The following is a 20679-nucleotide window of genomic DNA, read 5'->3' as shown; positions in this document are numbered from 1 at the left end:
TGTTGGAGGCCGATCACCGTTGTCCGCGACCGCCCACCGCCACGAGGACGCCCGTCGCCCGCTGCTTGGAGGCCTGGGACGCCCGGGACCCGGCGGCGCGCGCCAAGGCCACCGGCCGCCCCTGGGCCGGGGACGGCACCTACACCGACCCTCTGGCCGACGTCAGCGGTCATGAGTGCACCGCCGTGGTGAGCGCGGCGGTCCAGGAGCGGTTCCCGCGGTTCGTGTTCCGGCTCGCCGGCGGTCTCGACGGGTCTCACGACACCGCCCGCTTCTCATGGGAGCTGGTGAGCGTGACCGAAGGCTCGGCGCCGGTCGCCGGGTCGGATGTGATCACCTTGGACGGGCGGGGCCGGATCCGGGGCCGCGCTCGGCTTGCCGGACCGGGTCCCCGTCGGGGCGGTGAGGCCGGTGTGGGCGATGAGTTCCCCGGTGTCCGGCGGTCTGTAGGGGAAAGAGACCGCCGAGCACCGGAGGACGTCATGGCCACCACGGGAGAACTGGACGCGGAGTTCACCGCCGTTCTACGCAAAAGCCCCGCCGAGGGTGGCTGGACCTATCTGGTCTGGCCTAAATCCGTCGAGTTCTTCGGCACCCGCGGTCTGGTCAAGGTCCGCGGGACGATCGACGGTCACCCGTTCCGCAGCGCGTTCATGGCGCTGGGGGACGGCACGCACAAGCTCCCCGTGAAGGCGGACGTGCGCAAGGCCATCGGCAAGGAGGAGGGCGACACGGTGACCGTGCGCCTCCGGGAACGCATCCGTTCCTAGCCGCCGCGCCCCGGGAGGCGCCCCGCCGCACCCCGGGAGGCGGCCGTCTCCGGGCAGGCAGACCCGCTACTGCTTGACGATGGCGTCGATCCGGGCCAGTTCGTCCCCGTCGAAGTCCAGGTTGCGGATGGCTCCGACGCTGTCCTCGATCTGCCGCGCACTGCTCGCGCCGACCAGCGCGGAGGTGACCCGGCCGCCGCGCAGCACCCAGGCCAGGGCCATCTGGGCCAGCGTCTGGCCGCGGGACTGCGCGATGTCGTTCAGATCGCGCAGCCGGTCCACCAGGTCCCCGGTGAGCGCGTCCGAGTTCAGGAAGGGGCTGTCGCTCGCCGCCCGGGAGTCCTCGGGGATGCCGTCGAGGTAGCGGGCGGAGAGCATGCCCTGCTCCAGCGGGGAGAACACGATGGAGCCGACCTGGAGCTCGTCGAGGGCGTCGAGCAGGCCCTCGTCCTCGGGGCGCCGGTCCAGCATCGAGTAGCGCGGCTGGTGGATGAGGAGCGGGGTGCCCAGCTCGCCCAGGATGCGGGCGGCCTCGCGGGTCTGCTCCGCGGAGTAGTTGGAGACACCGACGTACAGCGCCTTGCCCTGCTGCACCGCCGAGTGCAGGGCCCCCATCGTCTCCTCGAGCGGGGTGTCGGGGTCGGGGCGGTGCGAGTAGAAGATGTCGACGTAGTCCAGGCCCATCCGCTTCAGGCTCTGGTCCAGTGAGGACAGCACGTACTTGCGCGAGCCCCACTCGCCGTACGGGCCGGGCCACATCAGATACCCGGCCTTGGTGGAGATCACCAGCTCGTCGCGGTACGGCGCGAAGTCCGTCTTCAGGTACTCGCCCAGCGCGGACTCGGCGGCGCCGGGCGGCGGGCCGTAGTTGTTGGCGAGGTCGAAGTGGGTGACGCCGAGGTCGAAGGCGCGGCGCAGGATGGCGCGCTGCGTCTCGACGGGCCGGTCCGGGCCGAAGTTGTGCCACAGGCCGAGCGAGAGCGCGGGCAGCTTCAGACCGCTGCGTCCGGTGCGCCGGTAGGGCATGTCCGCGTAGCGGTCGGGGTGTGCGGTGTACAACGCGACTCCAGAGGGGTTGGCGCGGTCGGGATGAAACCGGTGTCCACTCTGGCGTGACCTGCTCCCATGCGTCCAACAGAAGAATCCGATGAGATTCAGCGGCTACGCTTCTCAGTCATGGAACTGCGCCACCTGCAGCACTTCGTCGCGGTCGCCGAGGACCAGCACTTCACCCGCGCGGCGGAACGCCTCCTGGTGTCCCAGTCGGGCCTGTCGGCCTCCATCCGGGCGCTGGAGCGGGAGCTGCAGACACCGCTGTTCGTGCGGACGACCCGCCGGGTGACGCTGACCCCGGCCGGGCGGGCGCTGCTCGGCGAGGCGGAGCGGATCCTCGCGCAGGTCCGCTCGGCCCACGAGGCGGTGGCGGCGGTGCAGGGCGTGCTGCGCGGGATGCTCGCGCTCGGGTCCGAGCAGTGCATCGCCGGGGTGGACGTGGCGGGGTTGCTGGCGGCGTTCCGGCGGCGCCACCCGGACGTGGAGATCTGTCTGCGGCAGGCGGGCTCGTGGGCTCTCGCGGAGGAGGTCGCGGCCGGACGTCTGGACATGGCGTTCGCCGTGCGCACCGCCCGGGAGGACACCGACCAGCTACGGGCCGTACCGCTCACGAGCGAGCCGATGACCGTGCTGTGTCATCCGAGCCACCGGCTCGCCGCGGCCGGGGTCGCGGTCACACCGGAGGATCTCGGCGGTGAGGTCTTCGTGGACTTCCACCCCGACTGGGGGCCCCGGCGCACCACCGACGCGGCCTTCGCCGCGGCGGGCGTCCGCCGCGGCGTCGCCCTGGAGGTCAACGACGTGCACAGCCTCCTCGACCTCGTGGACGAGGACCTGGGCATCGCCGTGGTGCCACGCCACTTCCGGCACAAGCGTGCCTCGCTGACCGCGCTGCCGGTGAAGGGCACCGGGGACGCCGTCTACGAGACGGTCGCCCTGCTGCCGCCCGAGCAGGCGACCAGTCCTGCGGCCCGGGCGCTGATGGCCCTGCTGGAGACAGGGTGTCCGGCACCACCCCAGGCGGGTGTCGCCCCCTCCTGACCCGATCCGTCCCGCACAGCGGACTCGTGACCGTTCCGCATGCCGACGGCGGTCAGGAGGAGGGCCACGGATCTCACACGACGCAACGTGCTGCGCGGCGCGGCGGCGATCACGACGGCGGGCGCGCCGGCCGGCGGCGGCGCCGCAGCCGCTCCGGCCACGCCGGCTCCCGCGGGACCGGGCCGTCTCCCCCTCCCCGAAGAGGTATGCGAGCCGGTGGCCGAGGAGCTCTCCAGGAGAGCGGGCCGCTGCCGTACGAACTCGGTGACGAGCCGAACACCGTCGGCACATACGGCTTCCGGGGCTCTCCCGCGGGTCCGCTCGCCGTCCACACGCGGTGCGACGTGCGCGCCGGTGCGATCACCGGGGAGCCGGTGGCCCGTATCCATCTGCCCGGACGGGTGCCGCCGGGCTTCCACGGGAGCTGGATTCCCGACGCGTGATCCTCGGTGATGCGCGATGGTGGAGCTATGCATGCGAAGGACATCCTCATCGACGGCTACAACCGCATCCGCGAAGAAGTCCACGCCACCGTCGAGGGGCTCGGGCCCGACGAGCTGAGCGCCCGGCCCGCCCCCGACACCAACTCCATCGCCTGGCTGGTCTGGCACCTCACCCGCGTCCAGGACGACCACCTGTCCGACGCCTTCGGCCACGACCAGGTGTGGCTGTCCCAGGACTGGGAGAAGCGCTTCGGCCTCGACCTGCCCCGGCGCGACACGGGCTACGGCCACAGTCCCGCCAAGGTAGCCAAGGTCCGGGTCGACTCGGGCGAACTGCTGACCGGCTACTACGACGCCGTGCACGAGCAGAGCCTGGACGCCCTGCGGGGCCTCTCCGCCAAGGACCTGGAGCGCGTGGTCGACGAGCGCTGGGACCCGCCGGTCACCCTGGGCGTCCGGCTGGTCAGCGTCCTGTCCGACGACCTCCAGCACGTCGGACAGGCCGCCTACCTCCGCGGGCTGCTTCAGAGCGCGGCGGCGTAGCCGGGCAGGACCACGTCCCCGATGAGTGCGTTCCGCTCGTCGAACGGGAGGAACGCGCTCTTGAGAGCGTTGACGGTGACCGTGCGCAGATCCTCTACGGTCCAGCCCGCCTCCTCGACCAGCAGGGTCATCTCGCGGGTCATCGTGGTGCCCGATACCAGCCGGTTGTCGGTGTTGAGGGTGACGCGGAAGCCGAGGTCCTTGAGCGCGGTGATCGGGTGTTCGGCGATCGAGGTGGCGGCGCCCGTCTGGAGGTTGGACGTCGGGCACATCTCCAGCGCGATGCGCCGGTCGCGCACCCAGCTCGCGAGCCGGCCGAGCTTGCCCGCCGCGAGGTCGGGGATGTCGTCGGTGATCCGCACTCCGTGTCCGATGCGCTGGGCGCCGCACACCTGGAGGGCCTGGTGAATGCTGGGCAGGCCGTGCGCCTCCCCGGCGTGGATGGTGAAGGGCACGTTCTCGCGGCGCAGGTGCTCGAAGGCGGCGAGGTGGTCGGCGGGCGGGAAGCCGTCCTCGGCGCCTGCGATGTCGAAGCCGACGACACCGGCGTCCCGGAACGCCACGGCCAGGTCGGCGGCCTCTCGCACCCGGTCGAACATCCGCATCCCGCACAGCAGGGTGCCGACCCGCACCGGCGTGCCCGCGGCAGCCGCCTTCGCCATGCCCGCCGCGAGGCCCTCCTGGACCGTCTCCACGACCTCGGCCATGGTCAGCTCGCCGTTGGTGTTCAGCTCGGGGGCGTAGCGCACCTCGCCGTAGACCACACCGTCGGCGGCCAGGTCGAGCACGTACTCCTCGGCGGTGCGCAGCAGGCCCTCGCGGGTCTGCATCACGGCGAGGGTGTGCTCGAAGGTGGCTATGTAGCGCACCAGGTCACCGGAGTTGGCGGCCTCGTAGTACCAGGCGGCGAGCTCGTCCGGGTCGGTGGTGGGCAGGGTGTGACCGACCGCTTCCGCCAGCTCCACCACGGTGGCGGGGCGCAGGCCGCCGTCGAGGTGGTCGTGCAGCACGGCCTTGGGCAGGCGGCGGATCAGGTCGGCGTCTACGCGCGTAGCAGTCATGGCGGGGTCTTTCCTCGGGCGGGTGGTTCGAAGCGGCGGGAAGGGGTCAGCCGGCGGGCTGGAGCAGGTCCCAGCGGTTGCCGTACAGGTCCTGGAAGACGGCGACACTGCCGTACGGCTCGTGTCGCGGCTCCTCCAGGAAGGTCACGCCGGCGGCGGTCATCCGGGCGTGGTCGCGGGCGAAGTCGTCGGTGTGCAGGAAGAACCCGACCCGCCCGCCGGTCTGGTCGCCGACCCGGGCGGCCTGGTCGTCCCCCTTGGCGCGGGCCAGCAGCAGTCCGGTGCCGGCTCCCTGGGTACCGGGTTCGACGACGACCCAGCGGGATCCGTCGGGCCGGGGCGCGTCCTCGGCGAGCCGGAATCCGAGGGCGTCGGTGTAGAAGCGGATCGCCTCGTCGTAGTCGTCGACGACGAGGGTGACCAGGGCGATGCGTCTCATCGGGGCCTCTCGGAGCGGGCGGTTGACCGGAGAGGTTATACGTAAAACCCTTCCGATGCCAACCGCCCGTCGCCCCATCGGTATCTCCTCGTATGTACACCCCCAGTCGCGATCACACTCGGGAGGCCCCATGCCCTTCGCCCGCATCGAGGGGCTGAGCAACCTCACAGCGGCCGCGGTCTGCGGGAGGGCGGGCGCGCCCGGCCCGCCTTCGGTGACGCCCGGGACGTCGCGCTCGTCGACGGTGTGCGGACCTGCCCCGTGCGGGGAGATGCCGTCGGCGGCGCGCCTGGGGCGTTCCGTGTGAGGACCGGCCGGGATCCGCGCGGGGACCACGCGTCGTAGGCGTTCTTCCGGGTGCGGCCGCACGCGGTACAGGCGTGGTGCGGGGGGCACGGGCTGCCGCGCAGCCCTCTCGTGCGAAGGGTGTCCGGGCCGTGCGGAGTGCGTTCAAGCGGCCTCGGGGCGCAGTCCGCCGAGCCTGCTCAGTTCCTCGCCGGTGAGGCGGATCGCTCCCGCCGCCACGTTCTCCGCGAGGTGGTCGGGATTGCCGGTGCCGGGTATGGCCAGGACGTGGGGGCCCTGGTGCAGGGTCCAGGCGAGGCGGATCTGGGCGGGGCTCGCGCCATGGGCCCCGGCCACGGCGCGGACGTCCTCGTCGTGGGCGGTGGTGGCACCCTGCTCGGCGGCTTCGCCGGCGACGGCGTAGAACGGCACGAAGGCGATGCCCTGTTCGCCGCAGACGCGGAGGAGTTCGTCGCTGTCGGGGTCGGGGCGGTCGAGGGCGTACCGGTTCTGGACGCAGACCACGGGGGCGATGGCCTGTGCCTCGGCGAGGTGCCGGAGGGTGACGTTGGAGATGCCGAGGTGGCGGATCAGGCCCGCCTGGCGCAGCTCGGCGAGGGCGCCGAAGTGCTCGGCGATGGAGTCGTACGCGGGCATCCGGCGCAGGTTGACCACGTCGAGGTGGTCGCGGCCGAGCTGGCGCAGGTTCTCCTCCACGTGGCCGCGCAGGTCCTCGGGGCGGGCCGAGGCACCCCACTCCCCGTCGTAGCCCCGGTACGGGCCCACCTTGGTGGCGATGACCAGGTCGTCGGGGTAGGGCGCGAGGGCGCTGTTGATGAGCTCGTTGGCGGAGCGCAGCGATGAGAAGTAGAAGGCCGCCGTGTCGATGTGGTTCACGCCGAGGTCGATCGCCTTGCGCAGGACGGCGATCGACCGGTCGCGATCGCTCGGCGTGCCGTGGTGGAAGGCGGCGCTGCCCGTCAGCCGCATCGCGCCGAAGCCGAGCCGGTGGACGGGCAGGTCACCGAGTTTCCAGGCCCCCGCGGCAGCCGCGGTGATCGTTGGTGAGCTCATCGGCGGAGTCTCACACACGGCGCGCGGGCCGGCGAAACCGGTTTACGGGTACGTGTACGCGTTGAGGGTGGTGACGGCGGAGGCCGGGTTGCCGCGGTCGTAGTGGTCCACGGCGAGGAAGTTGGGCTTCTTGCGGGCGGCCGGCTGGCAGAACCTCTGGGCGCGGTCGGCGATTTTGGTGTTGTCCGTGCCGGCCGTTGCGCTGAGCGGGACGTCGCGGAAGTGGTTCATGACGAACAGCGGGCGGAAACCGGGTTCGGTCCGGGTCAGCGGGATGTTGGTGTCGGCGCCGTACCAGCGGCTGTAGCAGGACCAGTCGGAGGTGCCGACGCCCGAGCCCATCGACCAGTGATTCTCGACGGTCCACTCGCGCTGGTACATGACGCCGAAGCTGTCCCGGGTCAGACCCGCGGCCTGGTCGGCGGAGCGGCTGTGGTCGGTGAAGATCAGCAGCCGGTCGCCCGCTGCGGTCAGGTCCGCCATCGTCGGCCAGCCGCTGTGTCGTACGCCGGCCAGGTCGGGCCGGTAGAGCACGTCCGCCAGGCCGTTGACGCGGGCGAGTTCGGCGCGCAGGACGGCCGGGTCGACGTAGTCCTCCAGGAACACGGTGACGAACTGGTCGGGGTGGGCCTTCAGGAAGTCGACCACGCGCTGGATGTCGACCCACAGGGCGACGGGCCTGCTGACCAGGGTGCAGCTGTTGTGGCAGAGGATCGCGCCGTCGGGTGTCTGGTGGATGTCCAGCATGAATCCGCGGACCCCGTCGGCGAGTTGGCGTTCGATGCCGCGGGTCTGGTTGGGCACGAGGTTGACGAAGGGCGGGGCGAACCCGCCGTCGACGCCATTGGCGTACGCGTTGTGGGTGGTGAGGAAGGTGACCTGGTCCAGGGTGCGCCGGTCCTGCGGCGGCATCGGGCCGGTGATCGGCGTGACCGGGGTGAGGTACCAGGCGGCGAGGTCGCCGGATCCGCCGAGGGCGAGCCGGGCGGGGTAGGTGGCGCCGGACGGCTTGGGCGCCACCGTCAGGTGACGCGAGGTTCCCGGGGCCTTGAGCGTGTAGCGGTCGGCGCCGAGAGGGCTGATCTCCCACCCGGCGCCGGCGCCGGCGCCGGCGCCGGCGCAGGCGACGGTCGCGGCCTGGTCGCCGTTGCGGCCGAGGCAGGTGCCGGGCGCGTCGGTGCTCTCCAGCAGGTACGTGGGGCCGTTCGGCTTCAGGTGCCACTGCTGGCGGTCCTCGTTGCCCCGGGGTCTGTGCTGCTCGACCACCCCGCCGTTGTCGGCCGCGTTGAGCCCGGTCATGACGCTCTGGACGTAGTACGCGCCCGGAGCCGGGACGGCGGCGGCAGCGGGCTGGGGGGCCACGACCGCGGCGGCCAGTGCCGCGGTCGTGGCGAGCAGGGCGTGGGGGGTGCGCAGGCGCATGAGGGATGCCCTTCGGTCGGTCAGGTTCATGACATCCCGCATGACACCACGCCATGGGGCCCGGCGTCAGCAGTACAGGTTGCCACCGGGTGACGTGCCGAGGATCTGCGTGAACCGCTGGTAGTTGTTCACACGACTCTGCACCTGCGCCGGGTTCTTGCCGTCGCACTCCAGGGAGCCGTTGATGCTGCGGATCGTCTGGCCGAACCCGGCGCCGTTCACCATGGCGTTGTGCGGGGTCATGGCGCCGGGGCCGGTCTGGGTGTTCCAGTACCACAGGGCCGTCTTCCAGGCGACGGCCGAGTCGTTCTGCACCAGCCAGGGGTTGCCCAGCAGGTCGATACCGAGCGCGTCGCCCGCCGCCTTGTAGTTGAAGTTCCAGCTCAGCTGGATCGGGCCACGCCCGTAGTAGGCGGCCTGCCCGGCCGGACAGCCGTAGGGCCGGCTCCAGTCGCAGTAGTGCGGGTAGTTGGCGGTGTTCTGCTCCACCACGTGCACCAGACCGCCGGTCTCGTGGCTGACGTTGGCCAGGAAGGCGGCGGCCTCCTGCTTCCTCACGGTGTCGCTGCCGGTGCCGGTGAAGCCGGGGTAGGCGCTCAGGGCCGCGGTGAGGCCGCTGTAGCTGTAGAACGAGTTCCGGTTCGGGAACATCTGGTTGAACTGGGCCTCGGTCACCACGAAGCGCGCGTCGGGCGTGCCGGGACCGTTGTCACAGGCGTAGGGCTCCCAGTACCAGGTGCTGATGACCGGGTCGTAGCCCGGGTTGGCGTGCTCGGCGATGTACGCCTTGCCGTCGGTGTAGCGGACGATGTCACCCGCCGCATACGCCTTTCCGGCCGTCCAGTTCGGGTAGCTGGAGCACGCCGCGGCCGAGGCGTTCGAGGCGGGCAGGAGCACCGGCGCGGTGCCGGCGAGGGCGAGGGCGGCCAGGACTGCGGCGATGCGGTGTCTCGACACGGGTTCAACTCCTTCGTGGAGCACGGCCGCACCCCGACGAAGGCAGGGTGAAGCAGACCCTTGACCGCACGCACCGGTGGTCCGGTCACGGCGTGGGGGCGGCCGTGGTGGGGGGCTGTGGAGCCACACTCAACCGCTTTGGTCTGTACCAGTCAAGGGTGTAGACCAGTCAGGTGCAGACCAGCCGCCCCCGAGCCGGGTGACGTCCGGTCAGCGCGCCACGGAGCCGGGGTCCGGCGGATCACACGTGCGCGGAGTCCGCCAGTGTCGTCACCAGCCGGCCCAGCAGGGACCGCGGCAACTCGTCGTCGCCGTCGCCGAGCGGGGGCCGGCCGGCGCGGACCGCGCGGTCGACCCGCTGCCGGTACTCCCGCCCGCGCGGGGTGAGATGGGCGAGGACGCGACGCCGGTCGAACGGATCGACCCTGGGCGGTGACGCGCTGCGCTTCAACCGGGCGTTCGCGGCGTACGGCCTGGACGCGCGCTGTCTGCGGCTGAGCACGCTGATGGACGAGCACATGCCGGTGGCGAGCGGCCCGGAGGCCACCGAGGACCTCTACAGCACCGCCGGGTTCTTCGCCTCGCCGGCCAATCGCGACACCCTCGACCTCCACGGGCGGTACGCCGCCCGCTACGGCGTCGAGGCGCCCGCCCTCGGCAGCCTCGGCGAGTCCTGCTACGAGGGCGTGCTGCTGCCGGCCGCACTGCTGAAGAGAGCCTGGACGCTGGATGTCGCGGCGACCGGGGCGGCGGCGGGCACGGTGTCGTGCGAGGGCCAGCGCGGACTGCTGCACCTGCGGGACGCTCATGTGCGCCAGCGCATCTATCTGGCGCGGGCCGACGGGCTGGACTTCGACGTGCTCACGGAACTGGACACGCGTCCCTGAGGCCCCCCGGGGCCCACCGGCTTTGCGGCCGGCCGACGACACACCCCCCGGAAAGGGGTCCCGCACCGCCCGACCGCGAGAATCCCTCCCATGACGACCACACCCCATCCCCTCGTCCCCGGCGCACACCGACTGGCGCGCGATCTCCTCGTCCCGCAGGCCGAGCGGGTCGACCAGGAGGAGGTGCCCGTGAGCCACGTCGAGGCGGTGAAGCGGGCGGGACTGCTCGGGGTGGTCGCGCCGCAGCGGTACGGCGGGGCGGACGCGCCCGTCGCCGTGGCACGGGAGACCGCGGAGATCCTGGCCGGGGCGTGCTGCTCCACATGGTTCGTGCAGACACAGCACCACACGCCGGTGAAGCTGCTCGCCACCTACGACTCGCCCGTCCGGGAGAGGCTGCTGCGCCCGCTGGCGACCGGCGAGCTGATGGCAGGCATCGCCTTCGCCCATGTCCGGGCCTTCCCCCGGGTGCCCGTGCGAGCCGTTCCCGAGGAGGACGGCTGGCGGTTCGAGGGCAGGGTGCCCTGGTACACGGGCTGGGGTCTGAACGACGTGATGCTGCTGGCCGGGGTGACCGACACGGCCGAGGTGGTGTTCGTGTTCGCCGAGGCCCGGGAGCAGCCGGGACTGATCCCCTCGGCGCCGATGCGGCTCGCGGCCCTGACCGCCGCCCGCACGGTGTCCCTGGAACTGACCGGCCTGCGGGTGCCGGCGGAGGCCGTCGTGCTGCGCGCGTCGCAGGAGGAGTTCGCGGCGGTCGACCTGCCCCGGGCCGCGAACGCCAGTCCGGCGGTGTTCGGGGTGGCCCGCTCGGCGCTGGACCTGGTAGCACAGAGCCCGGGGGGTGAGGAGACGGCCGCAACGCTGCGAGCCCGGCTCGACCGACTCCGCCGGGAGGCTTACGCCCTCGCCGACCGGCCCGCCGGGCCCGACTGCGTCCCGGAGCGGCTGGCCGTGAGGACCCGGGCGTACGACCTCCTGCGCACGGCCACGACCGCGGCGATCGTGGCCGGGGGCGGCCGCTCCATGGATCTGGGCAGCCGGGCCCAGCGGCTGGCTCGCGAGGGGATGTTCCTGCTGGTGCAGGGTCAGACGGCCGAGGCCCGCCGGACGCACCTCGGGGCGCTGGCGTCCGGCTAGCCGGCCCGGGGCAGGGCCGGCACCTGGCACGGCCTGGCCGGAACCTCGCCGCAGAAATCCGCTCCGATGACGTCTTCGCAGAGCGAGGACTCGGAGGCCAGTCGCCGTTGATGACGAACAACCCTCGCCGAACCAGTACGCCTCCTCCAGGGGCGGATGACCGGATGGCCGTCACCTTCCTGCGGCAGGCCGGCGGACGGCTACCGCTCGACGTCGTCACCGTGGTGAGAATCAGGAGCTGCATTCCGGAAAAGGCCGCGCGCCCCCACGGTTCGGAACGACCGAAGGAGCGCGCTGGGTGCGGAGGGTGCCGGAACTCAGTCGTCCGATGGAACGACGACGAGGAAGGCGTCCGACTCCAGGTCCATCACGACAGTGGCGGGCTCGCCCTCGGCGCGGCAGCGCGCCGCATACTCCTCCGCGGGCCACGATCCTCGCGGGGACCCCGCCGGGAACCGTTCCAACACCTTCGCGCTGATGGCCGCAGTCACGTCCGCTGCCCTCCCCTGTCCCGCGCCGCCCGCCGGGCGACGTCTGATCGGTCGCTGTCGTACACATCCGGTTGCCCCCGATCCGCCCGGACATGTACCACCGGGCACACCGGGCTCCGGGCGGCCTCTATAACGGCACGACGACCTCTACACATAAGGGATGAATAAGAGCAGACTGGTGTGTACACGGCGCTTACCGCACTCCCCACCAGACGCGGTCGCCCTGCACCATGAAGGAGACGAGTCATGACCAACGTCTCGCCCAGCAGAGGTGACATGACCGGCCACCCTGATGCCTCCGAGATGCGGGATCGGTATGCCCGCGTGCTCGGTGGCCGCGATGTGGCGCTCGTGGACGGGCCGGTGTTCCTGCTCGGTCTGTACTGCGCCGCCTCACCGTGGATAGTCCACTACACGGCCAGTCAGCCCTCGCTCGTGGCCCACAACCTGATCATGGGCATCGCGATCGGCCTGCTGGCGCTCGGGTTCACTCGCGCTCCGGAGCGCATGTACGGCCTGAGCTGGGCCATGTGCGCCCTCGGGGTGTGGATGATCGTCTCGCCGTGGATCGTCGGCGAGAGCCCGGACGCCGGTGTCGTGTGGAACAACATCATCATCGGTGCGCTGGCCGTGATCCTGGGGCTGGTGTGCGCCGGAACGGCGGCGAAGGCCTCGAGCAGGCCATAGCTCCCGCCGCACGGGAACCTGATGGCCGGTCCGCGCTCCGGACCGGCCCGTCCACGCGGACGAGCGGCTCACCCGCGTCGATCCGCCGCGTCGGCGTCGCCGCGCCGGACCCTTCGTCGGTGCGCTTGCGCGCACCGACGGCGGCCGGCCATCCGCGCCCCCGGGCTCGGCTAGGACGTGTACATGTACGGCGTCGTGGTCGTCAGCGCCACGAAGCCGAGTCGTTGCAGGATCGGCCGGCTCTGGCTGGAGGCGTCGACCTGGAGGTAGCGGTAGCCGCGGCGCGCGGCGGCGTGGGCGCGGTGGGCGACCAGGGTGCGGTAGATGCCGCGACCGCGCCAGCCCTCGACGGTGCCGCCGCCCCACAGCCCGGCGAAGGCCGTGCCGGGCACGAGTTCCATCCGGGCCGCGCTGACCGGCTCGTCCCCGGCCATCGCCACGACGGCGACGACGGTGTCCGGGTCGGACGAGAGGCGGGCGAGGAGTTGGTGGCGCAGCCAGGAACTGTCCGTGCCGAATGCCTTCTCGTGAACATGGGCCACGAGATCGACGCCCTCCGGGCCGGTGACCGGCTCGACGCGCACTCCCTCGGGCGGTTGGGTGCCGAGGGTCAGATCGCCGGTCTCGCCGATCATCAGCGTCTCCTCGGGCCCGGGCGTGAATCCGGCCGCCAGCAGCCGTCGCCCGAGGTCCGCCGGCCGGTCGTGCCCGTAGAGTTTCCACTCGAAGTCCAGACCGAGCTCCGTGTAGTGGCCGATCTGCCCGGCGATCGCCGCGTCCGCTCCGGCCTCGTCGAGGTCGGACCACACGACACCGTTCCAGCCCCGGGCCGAGGCGACCTGGCGGACGACGCCGCCGGTCCGCTCGACACGGGCGTCCGGGCCGTCCGGCCGCGCTCCCTCACGCAGGTCACGGTCGAACAGGGCGAGCAGCTCAGCATGATCCATGGGCAGACTTCAGCAGCCGCCGGACCGGATGGCAAAGCGTTTTCGGCCCAGCGGCCCCCTGTCCCGCGGCCCCCGCGCCCTTGTGTCCCGCGGCCCCCGCGCCCTTGTGTCCCGCGGCCCCCGCGCCCTTGTGTCCCGCGGCCCCTGTTGCCTTCCGCCCCGCGGCCTCGTTCTTTCCGCCTGCGCACCGGCGCCATAGGGTCCTGGTATTCACCCCGTCACGGGAAAGGCCGGTCCCATGGTCGTGAAGGACACGGAACTGCCGCATCTGCGCCGCTGCGTGGAACTCGCGGCGGAGGCGCTGGAGGCCGGGGACGAGCCGTTCGGCTCGGTCCTGGTGGGTGGGGACGGCGCCGTCCTCTGGGAGGGCCACAACCGGGTCGCCTCGGGCGACCGGACCCGGCACCCCGAGTTCGAGCTGGCGCGCTGGTCGGCTGCGCATCTCACCCCGCAGGAGCGGGCGGCCGCCACGGTCTACACCTCCGGTGAGCACTGCCCGATGTGTGCGGCCGCGCACGCCTGGGTCGGCCTCGGACGCATCGTCTATATCGCCTCGTCCGAGCAACTGAGCGCATGGCTGGTGGAGTTGGGAGTACCAGCACCGCCGGTGCGGACACTCGACGTGCACGAGGTCGCACCCGGTGTAGTCGTGGACGGGCCGGTCCCCGAACTGATCGATCACGTACGGGAGTTGCACGTCGGGTTCCACCGAGGACGCGCCTGAGGCGCGGATCGCCCCGGCTCAGAAGCGGCGGCGGCCGACGGCCATCCGCCCGAGATGCAGGGCAGCTCGGGCGAACCTACGATCGGACTGGACCAGTGCATGACCCGGCGAACGCCCCGGTCTCCGTAAGGGGGACCGGAGCATGTCCTTGCTGCCGGCCCGGCGGCTGATGGCCGCTTGCCTCCGCTTGGTCGCGGTCGTCACGATCGTGTACATGAGGTCCCTGTGATGGTTCCCGTGATGTGGGCCGTGAGGGGGCTGGTCGGCGCCGCCGCCGTCCCGATCGGCACGCACGCGCATCGATCGGCCCGCCCACCAGGGGGCGGGGCCTGGAGGGCGTCTACGTGACGCCCTGCCACCTCCCCGCCGGCCCCGCGTGACCGGCGGGGTGTCGGCGTCCAGCTCACCGCCCTCGGCTCGGACGACGGCATCGACCACCTGAACGGGACCCCGGACCGGCTGTCCGAGCATGTCCCGCTGCGACTGAAGGGCTGGACGGCCATGACGACGCACAACGACGACGTGGACTGGGACCGCTGGCCGGTCGCCGACTACCTCGCGGAGAACTACCGAGAGGTCCATGCGTCGGACGCGGCGGTCATCGCGCACCACTCCGCGTTCTACCGGAACCTGCCGCCCGGCGGGATCGCCCGTTCGGTGGAGTTCGGAGCGGGCCCCAACCTGTACCCGCTCATGCTGGCGTCCGCCGTGTGCCGCAGGATCGACGCCGTGGAGGCCGGGGCGAGCAATGTCGCCTACCTCGAGGACCAGATCTGCCACCGTCTCGACGCGAGCTGGCTGCCCTTCCACGAGCTGTGCCGACGGCTCAATCCCGAGGTGCCCGCGACGTTGGCGGGCGCGCTGGCGCCGGTGCACATCGTCCACGCCGACGTCCGGGCCCTGCCGCCGGGTGCGTACGACCTCGCCTCCATGCACTTCGTCGCCGAGAGCGTGACGGAGGACTTCGCCGAGTTCGCCGACTTCTGCCACACCTTCGTCCGCACGGCCCGCCCGGGCGGCTACCTGGTCGCCGCGTTCATGGAGAACATGCCGACCTACCGCATCGGCCCGGCCTCCCGCTGGCCCGGCTGCCCGGTGAACCCGGCGACCGTCACGGAGGTCTTCACACCCCTGACCCGCGTCTTGGACGTGACCCACATCGACGTGGACCCGACCCTGCCGGACTACGGGGACTCGGGGACGGTGCTGCTCACGGGCGTGGCGGAGGCGGTGTAGCCGGGCTTCGACCAGCCCCGCGGCCGGCACGAGCGACGGGGCCTTCGGCACCCGGACACGGCCGACGTCTCAGTCTTCCGGACCCGGGCGGAACCTGCGGCGCAGCACCACTCCCCCGGCGACCAGCGCCGTGCTCGCCGCGACGGCCTGGAGGGTGTGGTCCGTGCCCGTGTGGGCCATTGCGCCCCTGGCGTGCGGAACAGTACGGGGGTCCGGTTCCGGGGCCGGGTCCGGCCGGGGTGGAGCGATCGGTCTCGGGGCCGGCTTCGACGGGTGCCGGGGGCGGACGGGGTGCTCCTCTCCGGGCGCGTTCGAGGACTCGTCGCCGGTCGACGGGTTGCCGATGCCGACCACGTTCACCGCGTTGCCCGTGACATTGACCGGGAGGTCGACCGGAAGCTCCACGCCGTTGCCGGAGATCACTCCGGGTGAATGCATTCCGCTGCCCTGGGCGACCGCGCCGCCGGTACGGCCCGGCGGGCCACCGCGTTCGTCGTGCTCGTTCGCGCAGCTGTTGCCCGCGGCGGGGTTCAGGAGCCCCACCACGTTCACGGTGTTGCCGCACACGTTCACCGGGACGTGCAATGGCAGCTGGACGGTGTTGCCGGAGACCACCCCGGGCGAACCGGCCGTCGCGCCGTCCGCACCGGTCCCGGCGTACGCCGGGACCGTCATGGCCATCGCGCCCGAGGCGGCGGCGACGGCGATCACTCCGTTTCGGGTAACCCGTCTCATGGGACCCCTGCCTTCCAGACATCGTCGCGGGCACTCACCCGCACAAGACAGAACGCGGGGCGGCCGATCCGAGTTATGGCTTATCGGCCTTTCACTCCATCGAGCGGCCCGGTTGTCGAACTAGCGGTAAAGCCCTTCGTATGCGGGTGCCGAGCCGGGCGGGGCACGGCACACCGTTCCGCCCCGCCCGCCCGGAGGCGCGGCTTCCGGGGCCCGCTTATGGTGAGCGGTGGCACCGTTTCCCGGTCCGCCGCGGAGCGTCCCGCGCCCCAGGAGGCATCGATGCTGGCCAAGCTGTCCACGCGCCCCTCGATACGGCGCTGCGCGGTCACCGGCACGGCCGGGCTCGCCCTGCTGGGCACAGCTCTCCCGGCCGCCGACGGCCCCCCGCCCGGACTGACGCGCTTCTACGACCAGAAGGTCACCTGGTCGAAATGCAAGGGCATGGACATGCCGAAGGACCTCCAGTGCGGGAAGGTCACCGTCCCGCTCGACTACGCCGAGCCCGGCAAGGGCACCCTGGATCTCGCCGTCGCGCGCTACCGCGCCACCGGCAAGTCCCGGGGCTCGGTCCTGCTGAACTTCGGCGGCCCGGGCGGCCAGGGCGTGGCCCAACTCGCCATGGGCGGCAAGGACTTCATGGGCCTGACCAACGGCTACGACGTCGTCTCCTTCGACCCTCGCGGCGTCGGCCGTTCCTCGCCGGTCAGCTGCGGGAACGCCTCGGACAACGCCCTGGCGGCGACGGACGGCAACGCCGACGCGACCGACGCCCAGGCCGTGCTCGAAGAGCTGCGCGCGGCGGCGGCCGAGTGCACCGAGCACTCGGGCCCGGTCCTGCCCCACATCGGCACGGTCAACGCCGCCCGCGACCTGGACGTCATGCGCGACGCGCTCGGCGACGACCGGCTCAACTACCTGGGCTTCTCCTACGGCAGCCGGCTCGGCGCGGTGTACGCGGCCCAGTACCCCGAGAAGGTCGGCAGGATGGTGCTGGACGGCGTCGACACGCTGACCGAATCCCTCGCGGACCAGGGCGTGGTGAGCGCGCAGGGACAGCAGACCGCACTGGAGAACTTCCTCACCTGGTGCACCGAGGACATCGCCTGCCCGTTCGGACGGAATCCGCGCGAGGCCCGGGACCACGTCGTCCAGGTGGTCGAGTCGCTCGACAAGGACCCGGTGCCGACCGACTTCGGCGAGACCTTCTCCGGCCAGGACTTCGCGGGCGCCCTGGGGCAGGGCCTCTACAGCAGGGAGCTGTGGCCCTCGCTGCAGCGGGCCATCGGCGAGCTGCTGGAGGACGGTGACACGCGTGGTCTGGAGACGTTCCTGTCCGGAGGCTTCACCCTCCCGCTGCGGCGCGCCCCGCACGCCGGACTCACCGACCCGGCGGACGTGCCCCTCGACAACCTGCCGGCGGCGCTGATGGCGGTCAACTGCGCGGACGATCCCGACCGCCCCACCGCGGCGCAGGTCACGAAGGACCTGGGCCGGCTGCGCGCCCGCTACGAACAGGCGTCACCGGTCTTCGGCCGGTACCGCCTGACCCAGGTGCTGATGTGCTATGGCCGCCCCAAGGGCACCGACTACATCCGCGACGACGTCAAGGACGTCGACACGCCGAGGATGCTGCTCGTGGGCACCCGCGGCGACCCGGCCACGCCGTACCGCTGGACGGTGGAGACGGCCGAGCGGCTCGGATCGTCGGCCGTGGTGCTCGACAACCGGGGCGAGGGTCACACCGGCTACGGGTCCTCCAAGTGCGTGCACGGCAAGGTCGACGCGTTTCTGCTGTACGGAACGCTGCCGCCGGACGGCAGCTCCTGCGGCTCCGACCGCGATGACGAATGAGATCGATTACCCCAAATGCCCCCGTGCCGAATTCGCTCTATCGTTCTGTCATGGAGAGCGTTCTGAGTCCCGCGACCCTTGCCGAGCTGCGGCGCCCGCGCCCCTACCCCGCGGTCTCCGTGCTGACGCCGACACATCGGCGCGATCCCTACAACACCCAGGACCAGGTCAGGCTGCGCAATGTGGTGGCCGAGGCCAAGAGGCAGCTGGAGGCCGACCCGGCGGTCACCCGGGAGCGACGCGCCGAGGTCGCCGGGCACCTCGACCGGGCCCTGTCCGAGGTCGACCTCACGCACGCCGAGGACGGCCTGGCGATCTTCGCCGCTCCGGGCGAGCACCAGGTGTGGTCGCTGGCCAGGTCCGTGCCCGAGCGCGTGGTGCTCTCGGACACCTTCCTCACCCGCAATCTCGTCTCCGCCCAGACAGCCGGGCGGCCGTTCTGGGTTTTGTCCCTCGCAGCGGACCGCGCCACCCTGTGGAACGGCGGAGTCGACCGGGTCGCCGAGGCCCGCGTCGGCGGCTTCCCGCTGACCCGGGGCGTGGAGAACTTCGACCCGGAGCGGCAGCAGCGGATCGGCGACATGCCGAGCGCGTTCCGCGAGGAGCGCACCCGCCAGTTCCTGCGTGAGGCCGACACCGCGATGAACGCCGTGCTGCGCGCGCATCCCAGGCAGCTGTACGTCACCGGCGAACCGGCCGCCCTGTCCCTGCTGGACGAGGTCGGTACGACCGCCCGCGGCGCGGTGCACGTCCCGCACGGAGGACTCGCGCACGGCACCCCCGACGCCGTGTGGCAGGCCTTGCGCCCGGTGGTCGAGACGGAGGCCCGCAGGAGCACCGATGCCGTGACCCGTGCCCTCGAAACGGCACGCGGGCGACGGGAGTTCGCCGCCGGCGTCGACGAGCTGTGGCAGAGCGCCCGGGACGGCCGCATCCGGCTGCTGGCCGTCGAGGAGAACTACCGGGTGACGGTGCGCGACGCCGGCGACCATCTGATCCTCGCCGAGAGCGGCGACCTCGACGCACGCGAGGACATCGTGGACGAGATCGTCGAGCAGTGCCTGGAGACCGGCGCCGAGGTCCGCTTCGTACCGGACGGCACGCTCAGCGAGGCGGACGGCATGGCCGGGGTGCTGCGGTACTGACGGGAGCACGGCCGGACTCCCCGTGAGACGTCCGACGGGTCATGGGGTTACCGCTCACCCGAGGTTCGAACACAGGGCCGTCGAACTCCCGAAGCAACCTCGCACCACTGTCCCGACGGAGTGTCAAATACCCTGTGTAGTCTACGAATTGGACCTCCGGGTGGCGCGCTCCGCGGCTACCTCGGAGTAACTCCGTGAGACTGTGGCATATGCCGGAAGCACCACCGTATCGGGTGTCGCCGAATCCCTTACAGGGCGTCGCGGGCTGTGCAACAGTCGTAACGGTCCCTCCGTCCGCCTTGGTCGTACCGTCCCCGCATCGGAGTGCGTCATGCCGTCCCACCTCTCCGCGGACCGTCCAGCCGCCCAGCCGCCCGGACGCGGCTCGGTCGACGCGCTCATTTCGCAGACACGGCGACTCAAGGGCGACGTGGACGCGGTGCGCCGCGACTTTGCGGGGGAAGGAACGGACCACCCTCGCGAACGCTGGCAGCGCGCCCTGTACGACCTGGCCCTGCACCAGCTCAACGACCTCGACGAGCACTTGGCGCAGCTGCGCGACGGCCCCCTGCCCGCGGCGGCCGCGCCCGCGCCCCGTGTCCCCGCGCAGGGTTCGTTGCTCAGCCGCGTCGGCAGCGCCGAGTGGAACCTGCTGACGGACGAGGCCAGTTGGTCCGGTGAGCTCTACGAGATCCTGGGCCGCGACCCGGCCTCTCCCCCGCTCACCCTCGACGAGCTGCCGTCCCTGGTGCTCGACGAGGACCGGCCGAAGCTGACGGCGATGGTCACCGACTGTCTCGTCGACGCCCGGCCCATCGACGGCGAGTTCCGCGTCGCCCGCCGGGGCGGCGGCGTACGGACGGTGCACATGATGGGCGAACCGGTGCTCGACACCGACGGCAGCACCGCCTCGATGTGGGCCGTGCTGCGCGACGTCAGCGAACTGCGCCGCAGCCAGCGGGCGGTGAGAGAAACCCGCGATTCGCTCCGCCACCGGCAGGAGGGGGCGCACAGTGAACACCGGCTCGCGATCGGGTTGCACGAGGCCGTGCTGCCGCCGTGGCGCGGTTCCCTGCGGCTCCCGCACCGGGGGCCGCGGACCCTCGACCTCGCGGCCCGTCACCTGCCGGCGTCCACGAACACGCTCATCGGCGGCGACTGGTACGACGCACTCGAACTGACCGACGGCGAAACGCTGCTCAGCGTCGGCGACCTCACCGGCCAGGGTGTCGCTGTCACGTCGAACATGACCATGCTGCTCGGTGCCGTACGCGGTATGGCGATGGCCGGTGCCCGGCCGGGGCAGTTGATGGCCTGGCTGAACCAGTTACTCGACGCCACGGTGCAACCCGCGCTGGGCAGCGCCGTCTGCTGCCACTACCGGCCCGCCACCCGCACGCTGGTGTGGGCGCAGGCCGGGCACCCCGCCCCGCTGCTGTTCCGCGGCGGGACGGGGCGCGTGCTGGGTGCACCGGACGGCGTCCTGCTCGGCGCCACCACGGGCGCCGTCTACGGGCAGGCCGAAGAGACACTCGAGGTGGGCGACCTGCTGCTCCTGCACACGGACGGGCTCGTGCCCGGGCACACGGGATCGGCGGCCGCGAACCTCCTCCTCGGCCTGGCACCGCGCCTGCCCGGAAACTCCACGGCGGAGGACTGCGTACGCACCGTGGTCCAGGAGTTCGGCGAGAGCGGGCGTGACGACAACGCCTGTGTGCTCGTCGCCAGAGTCACGGCTTAGGAAG

The 20679-nt window shown here is 71.9% G+C and carries 21 protein-coding genes and 2 pseudogenes; 13 read left to right on the top strand and 10 right to left on the bottom strand.

The window, feature by feature from the left end:
- Nucleotides 1–19: 19 nt before the first annotated feature.
- Both ACIQHQ_RS27775 and ACIQHQ_RS27770 read left to right on the top strand, forming a co-directional pair.
- Nucleotides 20–450, top strand: a pseudogene (locus ACIQHQ_RS27775) (nuclear transport factor 2 family protein).
- A 32-nt stretch (nt 451–482) separates the two neighbouring features.
- Nucleotides 483–770, top strand: a complete 288-nt coding sequence (locus ACIQHQ_RS27770; protein ID WP_402616537.1) for a DUF1905 domain-containing protein — start codon at nt 483–485, stop codon at nt 768–770.
- 66 nt (nt 771–836) lie between these two features.
- Here the strand turns inward: ACIQHQ_RS27770 and mgrA are convergent, their stop codons facing one another.
- Nucleotides 837–1829, bottom strand: a complete 993-nt coding sequence (mgrA, locus tag ACIQHQ_RS27765; protein ID WP_402616535.1) for an L-glyceraldehyde 3-phosphate reductase — start codon at nt 1827–1829, stop codon at nt 837–839.
- A gap of 117 nt (nt 1830–1946) precedes the next feature.
- Here mgrA and ACIQHQ_RS27760 point away from each other — a divergent pair, with 117 nt between their 5' ends.
- The 3 genes from ACIQHQ_RS27760 to ACIQHQ_RS27750 all read left to right on the top strand — a co-directional run bounded on the left by ACIQHQ_RS27760 (nt 1947) and on the right by ACIQHQ_RS27750 (nt 3850).
- Nucleotides 1947–2864, top strand: a complete 918-nt coding sequence (locus ACIQHQ_RS27760; protein ID WP_402616533.1) for a LysR substrate-binding domain-containing protein — start codon at nt 1947–1949, stop codon at nt 2862–2864.
- Nucleotides 2865–3070: 206 nt separating this feature from the next.
- Nucleotides 3071–3307: a hypothetical protein gene (locus tag ACIQHQ_RS27755; protein WP_402616530.1), complete on the top strand. Its 237-nt coding sequence runs from the start codon at nt 3071–3073 to the stop codon at nt 3305–3307.
- 27 nt (nt 3308–3334) lie between these two features.
- The gene (locus ACIQHQ_RS27750) at nt 3335–3850 is read left to right on the top strand and encodes a DUF664 domain-containing protein (RefSeq protein ID WP_402616528.1); all 516 of its coding nucleotides are present in this window, start codon (nt 3335–3337) and stop codon (nt 3848–3850) included.
- Here ACIQHQ_RS27750 and ACIQHQ_RS27745 read toward each other — a convergent pair.
- The 6 genes from ACIQHQ_RS27745 to ACIQHQ_RS27720 all read right to left on the bottom strand — a co-directional run bounded on the left by ACIQHQ_RS27745 (nt 3832) and on the right by ACIQHQ_RS27720 (nt 9590).
- Entirely contained in the window at nt 3832–4911 is a 1080-nt protein-coding gene (locus ACIQHQ_RS27745; RefSeq protein WP_402616525.1) for an adenosine deaminase, read from the bottom strand. The genes ACIQHQ_RS27750 and ACIQHQ_RS27745 overlap by 19 nt on opposite strands.
- A 46-nt stretch (nt 4912–4957) precedes the next feature.
- A complete protein-coding gene (locus ACIQHQ_RS27740; protein ID WP_402616522.1) occupies nt 4958–5350 on the bottom strand; it encodes a VOC family protein in 393 nt (130 codons plus the stop codon).
- Nucleotides 5351–5800: 450 nt separating this feature from the next.
- The gene (locus ACIQHQ_RS27735; RefSeq protein ID WP_402616519.1) at nt 5801–6709 is read right to left on the bottom strand and encodes an oxidoreductase; all 909 of its coding nucleotides are present in this window, start codon (nt 6707–6709) and stop codon (nt 5801–5803) included.
- 42 nt (nt 6710–6751) lie between these two features.
- Entirely contained in the window at nt 6752–8125 is a 1374-nt protein-coding gene (locus tag ACIQHQ_RS27730) for a PI-PLC domain-containing protein (protein ID WP_402616787.1), read from the bottom strand.
- A 72-nt stretch (nt 8126–8197) separates the two neighbouring features.
- A complete protein-coding gene (locus ACIQHQ_RS27725) occupies nt 8198–9088 on the bottom strand; it encodes a glycoside hydrolase family 19 protein (RefSeq protein ID WP_402616516.1) in 891 nt (296 codons plus the stop codon).
- A gap of 241 nt (nt 9089–9329) precedes the next feature.
- Entirely contained in the window at nt 9330–9590 is a 261-nt protein-coding gene (locus ACIQHQ_RS27720) for a hypothetical protein (protein ID WP_402616793.1), read from the bottom strand.
- Here ACIQHQ_RS27720 and ACIQHQ_RS27715 point away from each other — a divergent pair.
- Both ACIQHQ_RS27715 and ACIQHQ_RS27710 read left to right on the top strand, forming a co-directional pair.
- Nucleotides 9514–9975 (top strand): annotated as a pseudogene (locus ACIQHQ_RS27715) (ABC transporter substrate-binding protein); the annotation flags it as partial. The gene ACIQHQ_RS27720 and the pseudogene ACIQHQ_RS27715 sit on opposite strands and share 77 nt — an antisense overlap.
- A 90-nt stretch (nt 9976–10065) precedes the next feature.
- Nucleotides 10066–11115, top strand: a complete 1050-nt coding sequence (locus tag ACIQHQ_RS27710) for an acyl-CoA dehydrogenase family protein (RefSeq protein ID WP_402616513.1) — start codon at nt 10066–10068, stop codon at nt 11113–11115.
- Between the two features lie 317 nt (nt 11116–11432).
- On the opposite strand, the gene ACIQHQ_RS27705 is transcribed toward ACIQHQ_RS27710, so the two are convergent.
- On the bottom strand, nt 11433–11606 hold the full coding sequence (locus tag ACIQHQ_RS27705; protein WP_352118768.1) for a hypothetical protein: 174 nt from the start codon (nt 11604–11606) through the stop codon (nt 11433–11435).
- A 246-nt stretch (nt 11607–11852) separates the two neighbouring features.
- On the opposite strand from ACIQHQ_RS27705, the gene ACIQHQ_RS27700 reads away from it, so the two are divergent.
- Complete coding sequence (locus ACIQHQ_RS27700) at nt 11853–12293, top strand: SPW repeat protein (RefSeq protein ID WP_402616509.1); 441 nt, start codon at nt 11853–11855, stop codon at nt 12291–12293.
- Between the two features lie 170 nt (nt 12294–12463).
- Here ACIQHQ_RS27700 and ACIQHQ_RS27695 read toward each other — a convergent pair whose 3' ends face one another.
- Nucleotides 12464–13240, bottom strand: coding sequence for a GNAT family N-acetyltransferase (locus ACIQHQ_RS27695; RefSeq protein WP_402616506.1), 777 nt, complete (start codon nt 13238–13240; stop codon nt 12464–12466).
- A gap of 238 nt (nt 13241–13478) precedes the next feature.
- Between ACIQHQ_RS27695 and ACIQHQ_RS27690 the strand changes: the two genes are divergently transcribed.
- Both ACIQHQ_RS27690 and ACIQHQ_RS27685 read left to right on the top strand, forming a co-directional pair.
- Nucleotides 13479–13964, top strand: coding sequence for a nucleoside deaminase (locus ACIQHQ_RS27690; protein ID WP_402616503.1), 486 nt, complete (start codon nt 13479–13481; stop codon nt 13962–13964).
- Nucleotides 13965–14465: 501 nt separating this feature from the next.
- Nucleotides 14466–15200: a class I SAM-dependent methyltransferase gene (locus ACIQHQ_RS27685; protein WP_402616501.1), complete on the top strand. Its 735-nt coding sequence runs from the start codon at nt 14466–14468 to the stop codon at nt 15198–15200.
- A gap of 69 nt (nt 15201–15269) precedes the next feature.
- Here the strand turns inward: ACIQHQ_RS27685 and ACIQHQ_RS27680 are convergent, their stop codons facing one another.
- Nucleotides 15270–15935 (bottom strand): chaplin, encoded by a 666-nt coding sequence (locus tag ACIQHQ_RS27680; protein WP_402616498.1) that lies wholly within the window; start codon nt 15933–15935, stop codon nt 15270–15272.
- Nucleotides 15936–16217: 282 nt separating this feature from the next.
- Between ACIQHQ_RS27680 and ACIQHQ_RS27675 the strand changes: the two genes are divergently transcribed.
- From ACIQHQ_RS27675 to ACIQHQ_RS27665, 3 genes are all read left to right on the top strand, one after another.
- Nucleotides 16218–17789, top strand: a complete 1572-nt coding sequence (locus ACIQHQ_RS27675; protein WP_402616495.1) for an alpha/beta fold hydrolase — start codon at nt 16218–16220, stop codon at nt 17787–17789.
- Nucleotides 17790–17839: 50 nt separating this feature from the next.
- A complete protein-coding gene (locus ACIQHQ_RS27670) occupies nt 17840–18934 on the top strand; it encodes a chemotaxis protein (RefSeq protein WP_402616493.1) in 1095 nt (364 codons plus the stop codon).
- A 331-nt stretch (nt 18935–19265) separates the two neighbouring features.
- Nucleotides 19266–20675 carry a PP2C family protein-serine/threonine phosphatase gene (locus tag ACIQHQ_RS27665; protein ID WP_402616490.1) on the top strand — a complete coding sequence of 470 codons (1410 nt, stop codon included), beginning with the start codon at nt 19266–19268 and terminating at the stop codon, nt 20673–20675.
- Nucleotides 20676–20679: the final 4 nt, after the last annotated feature.

Origin of the sequence: Streptomyces sp. NPDC092370 (genome assembly GCF_044755265.1) — a bacterium.
GTDB lineage: Bacteria > Actinomycetota > Actinomycetes > Streptomycetales > Streptomycetaceae > Streptomyces.
The sequence above is the reverse complement of the archived record's forward strand: the minus strand, read 5'-3'. Positions and strand labels throughout refer to the sequence as shown.

What these genes read in the sequence shown, in the direction of transcription:
- ACIQHQ_RS27685 (WP_402616501.1), top strand. Translation starts at nt 14,466, where the DNA reads ATGACGACGCACAACGACGACGTGGACTGGGACCGCTGGCCGGTCGCC.
- ACIQHQ_RS27670 (WP_402616493.1), top strand. Translation starts at nt 17,840, where the DNA reads ATGGAGAGCGTTCTGAGTCCCGCGACCCTTGCCGAGCTGCGGCGCCCG.
- ACIQHQ_RS27735 (WP_402616519.1), bottom strand. Translation starts at nt 6,709, where the DNA reads ATGAGCTCACCAACGATCACCGCGGCTGCCGCGGGGGCCTGGAAACTC.
- ACIQHQ_RS27690 (WP_402616503.1), top strand. Translation starts at nt 13,479, where the DNA reads ATGGTCGTGAAGGACACGGAACTGCCGCATCTGCGCCGCTGCGTGGAA.
- ACIQHQ_RS27700 (WP_402616509.1), top strand. Translation starts at nt 11,853, where the DNA reads ATGACCAACGTCTCGCCCAGCAGAGGTGACATGACCGGCCACCCTGAT.
- ACIQHQ_RS27770 (WP_402616537.1), top strand. Translation starts at nt 483, where the DNA reads ATGGCCACCACGGGAGAACTGGACGCGGAGTTCACCGCCGTTCTACGC.
- ACIQHQ_RS27680 (WP_402616498.1), bottom strand. Translation starts at nt 15,935, where the DNA reads ATGAGACGGGTTACCCGAAACGGAGTGATCGCCGTCGCCGCCGCCTCG.
- ACIQHQ_RS27755 (WP_402616530.1), top strand. Translation starts at nt 3,071, where the DNA reads ATGCGAGCCGGTGGCCGAGGAGCTCTCCAGGAGAGCGGGCCGCTGCCG.
- ACIQHQ_RS27750 (WP_402616528.1), top strand. Translation starts at nt 3,335, where the DNA reads ATGCATGCGAAGGACATCCTCATCGACGGCTACAACCGCATCCGCGAA.
- ACIQHQ_RS27710 (WP_402616513.1), top strand. Translation starts at nt 10,066, where the DNA reads ATGACGACCACACCCCATCCCCTCGTCCCCGGCGCACACCGACTGGCG.
- ACIQHQ_RS27675 (WP_402616495.1), top strand. Translation starts at nt 16,218, where the DNA reads ATGCTGGCCAAGCTGTCCACGCGCCCCTCGATACGGCGCTGCGCGGTC.
- ACIQHQ_RS27665 (WP_402616490.1), top strand. Translation starts at nt 19,266, where the DNA reads ATGCCGTCCCACCTCTCCGCGGACCGTCCAGCCGCCCAGCCGCCCGGA.
- ACIQHQ_RS27760 (WP_402616533.1), top strand. Translation starts at nt 1,947, where the DNA reads ATGGAACTGCGCCACCTGCAGCACTTCGTCGCGGTCGCCGAGGACCAG.
- ACIQHQ_RS27695 (WP_402616506.1), bottom strand. Translation starts at nt 13,240, where the DNA reads ATGGATCATGCTGAGCTGCTCGCCCTGTTCGACCGTGACCTGCGTGAG.
- ACIQHQ_RS27745 (WP_402616525.1), bottom strand. Translation starts at nt 4,911, where the DNA reads ATGACTGCTACGCGCGTAGACGCCGACCTGATCCGCCGCCTGCCCAAG.
- ACIQHQ_RS27740 (WP_402616522.1), bottom strand. Translation starts at nt 5,350, where the DNA reads ATGAGACGCATCGCCCTGGTCACCCTCGTCGTCGACGACTACGACGAG.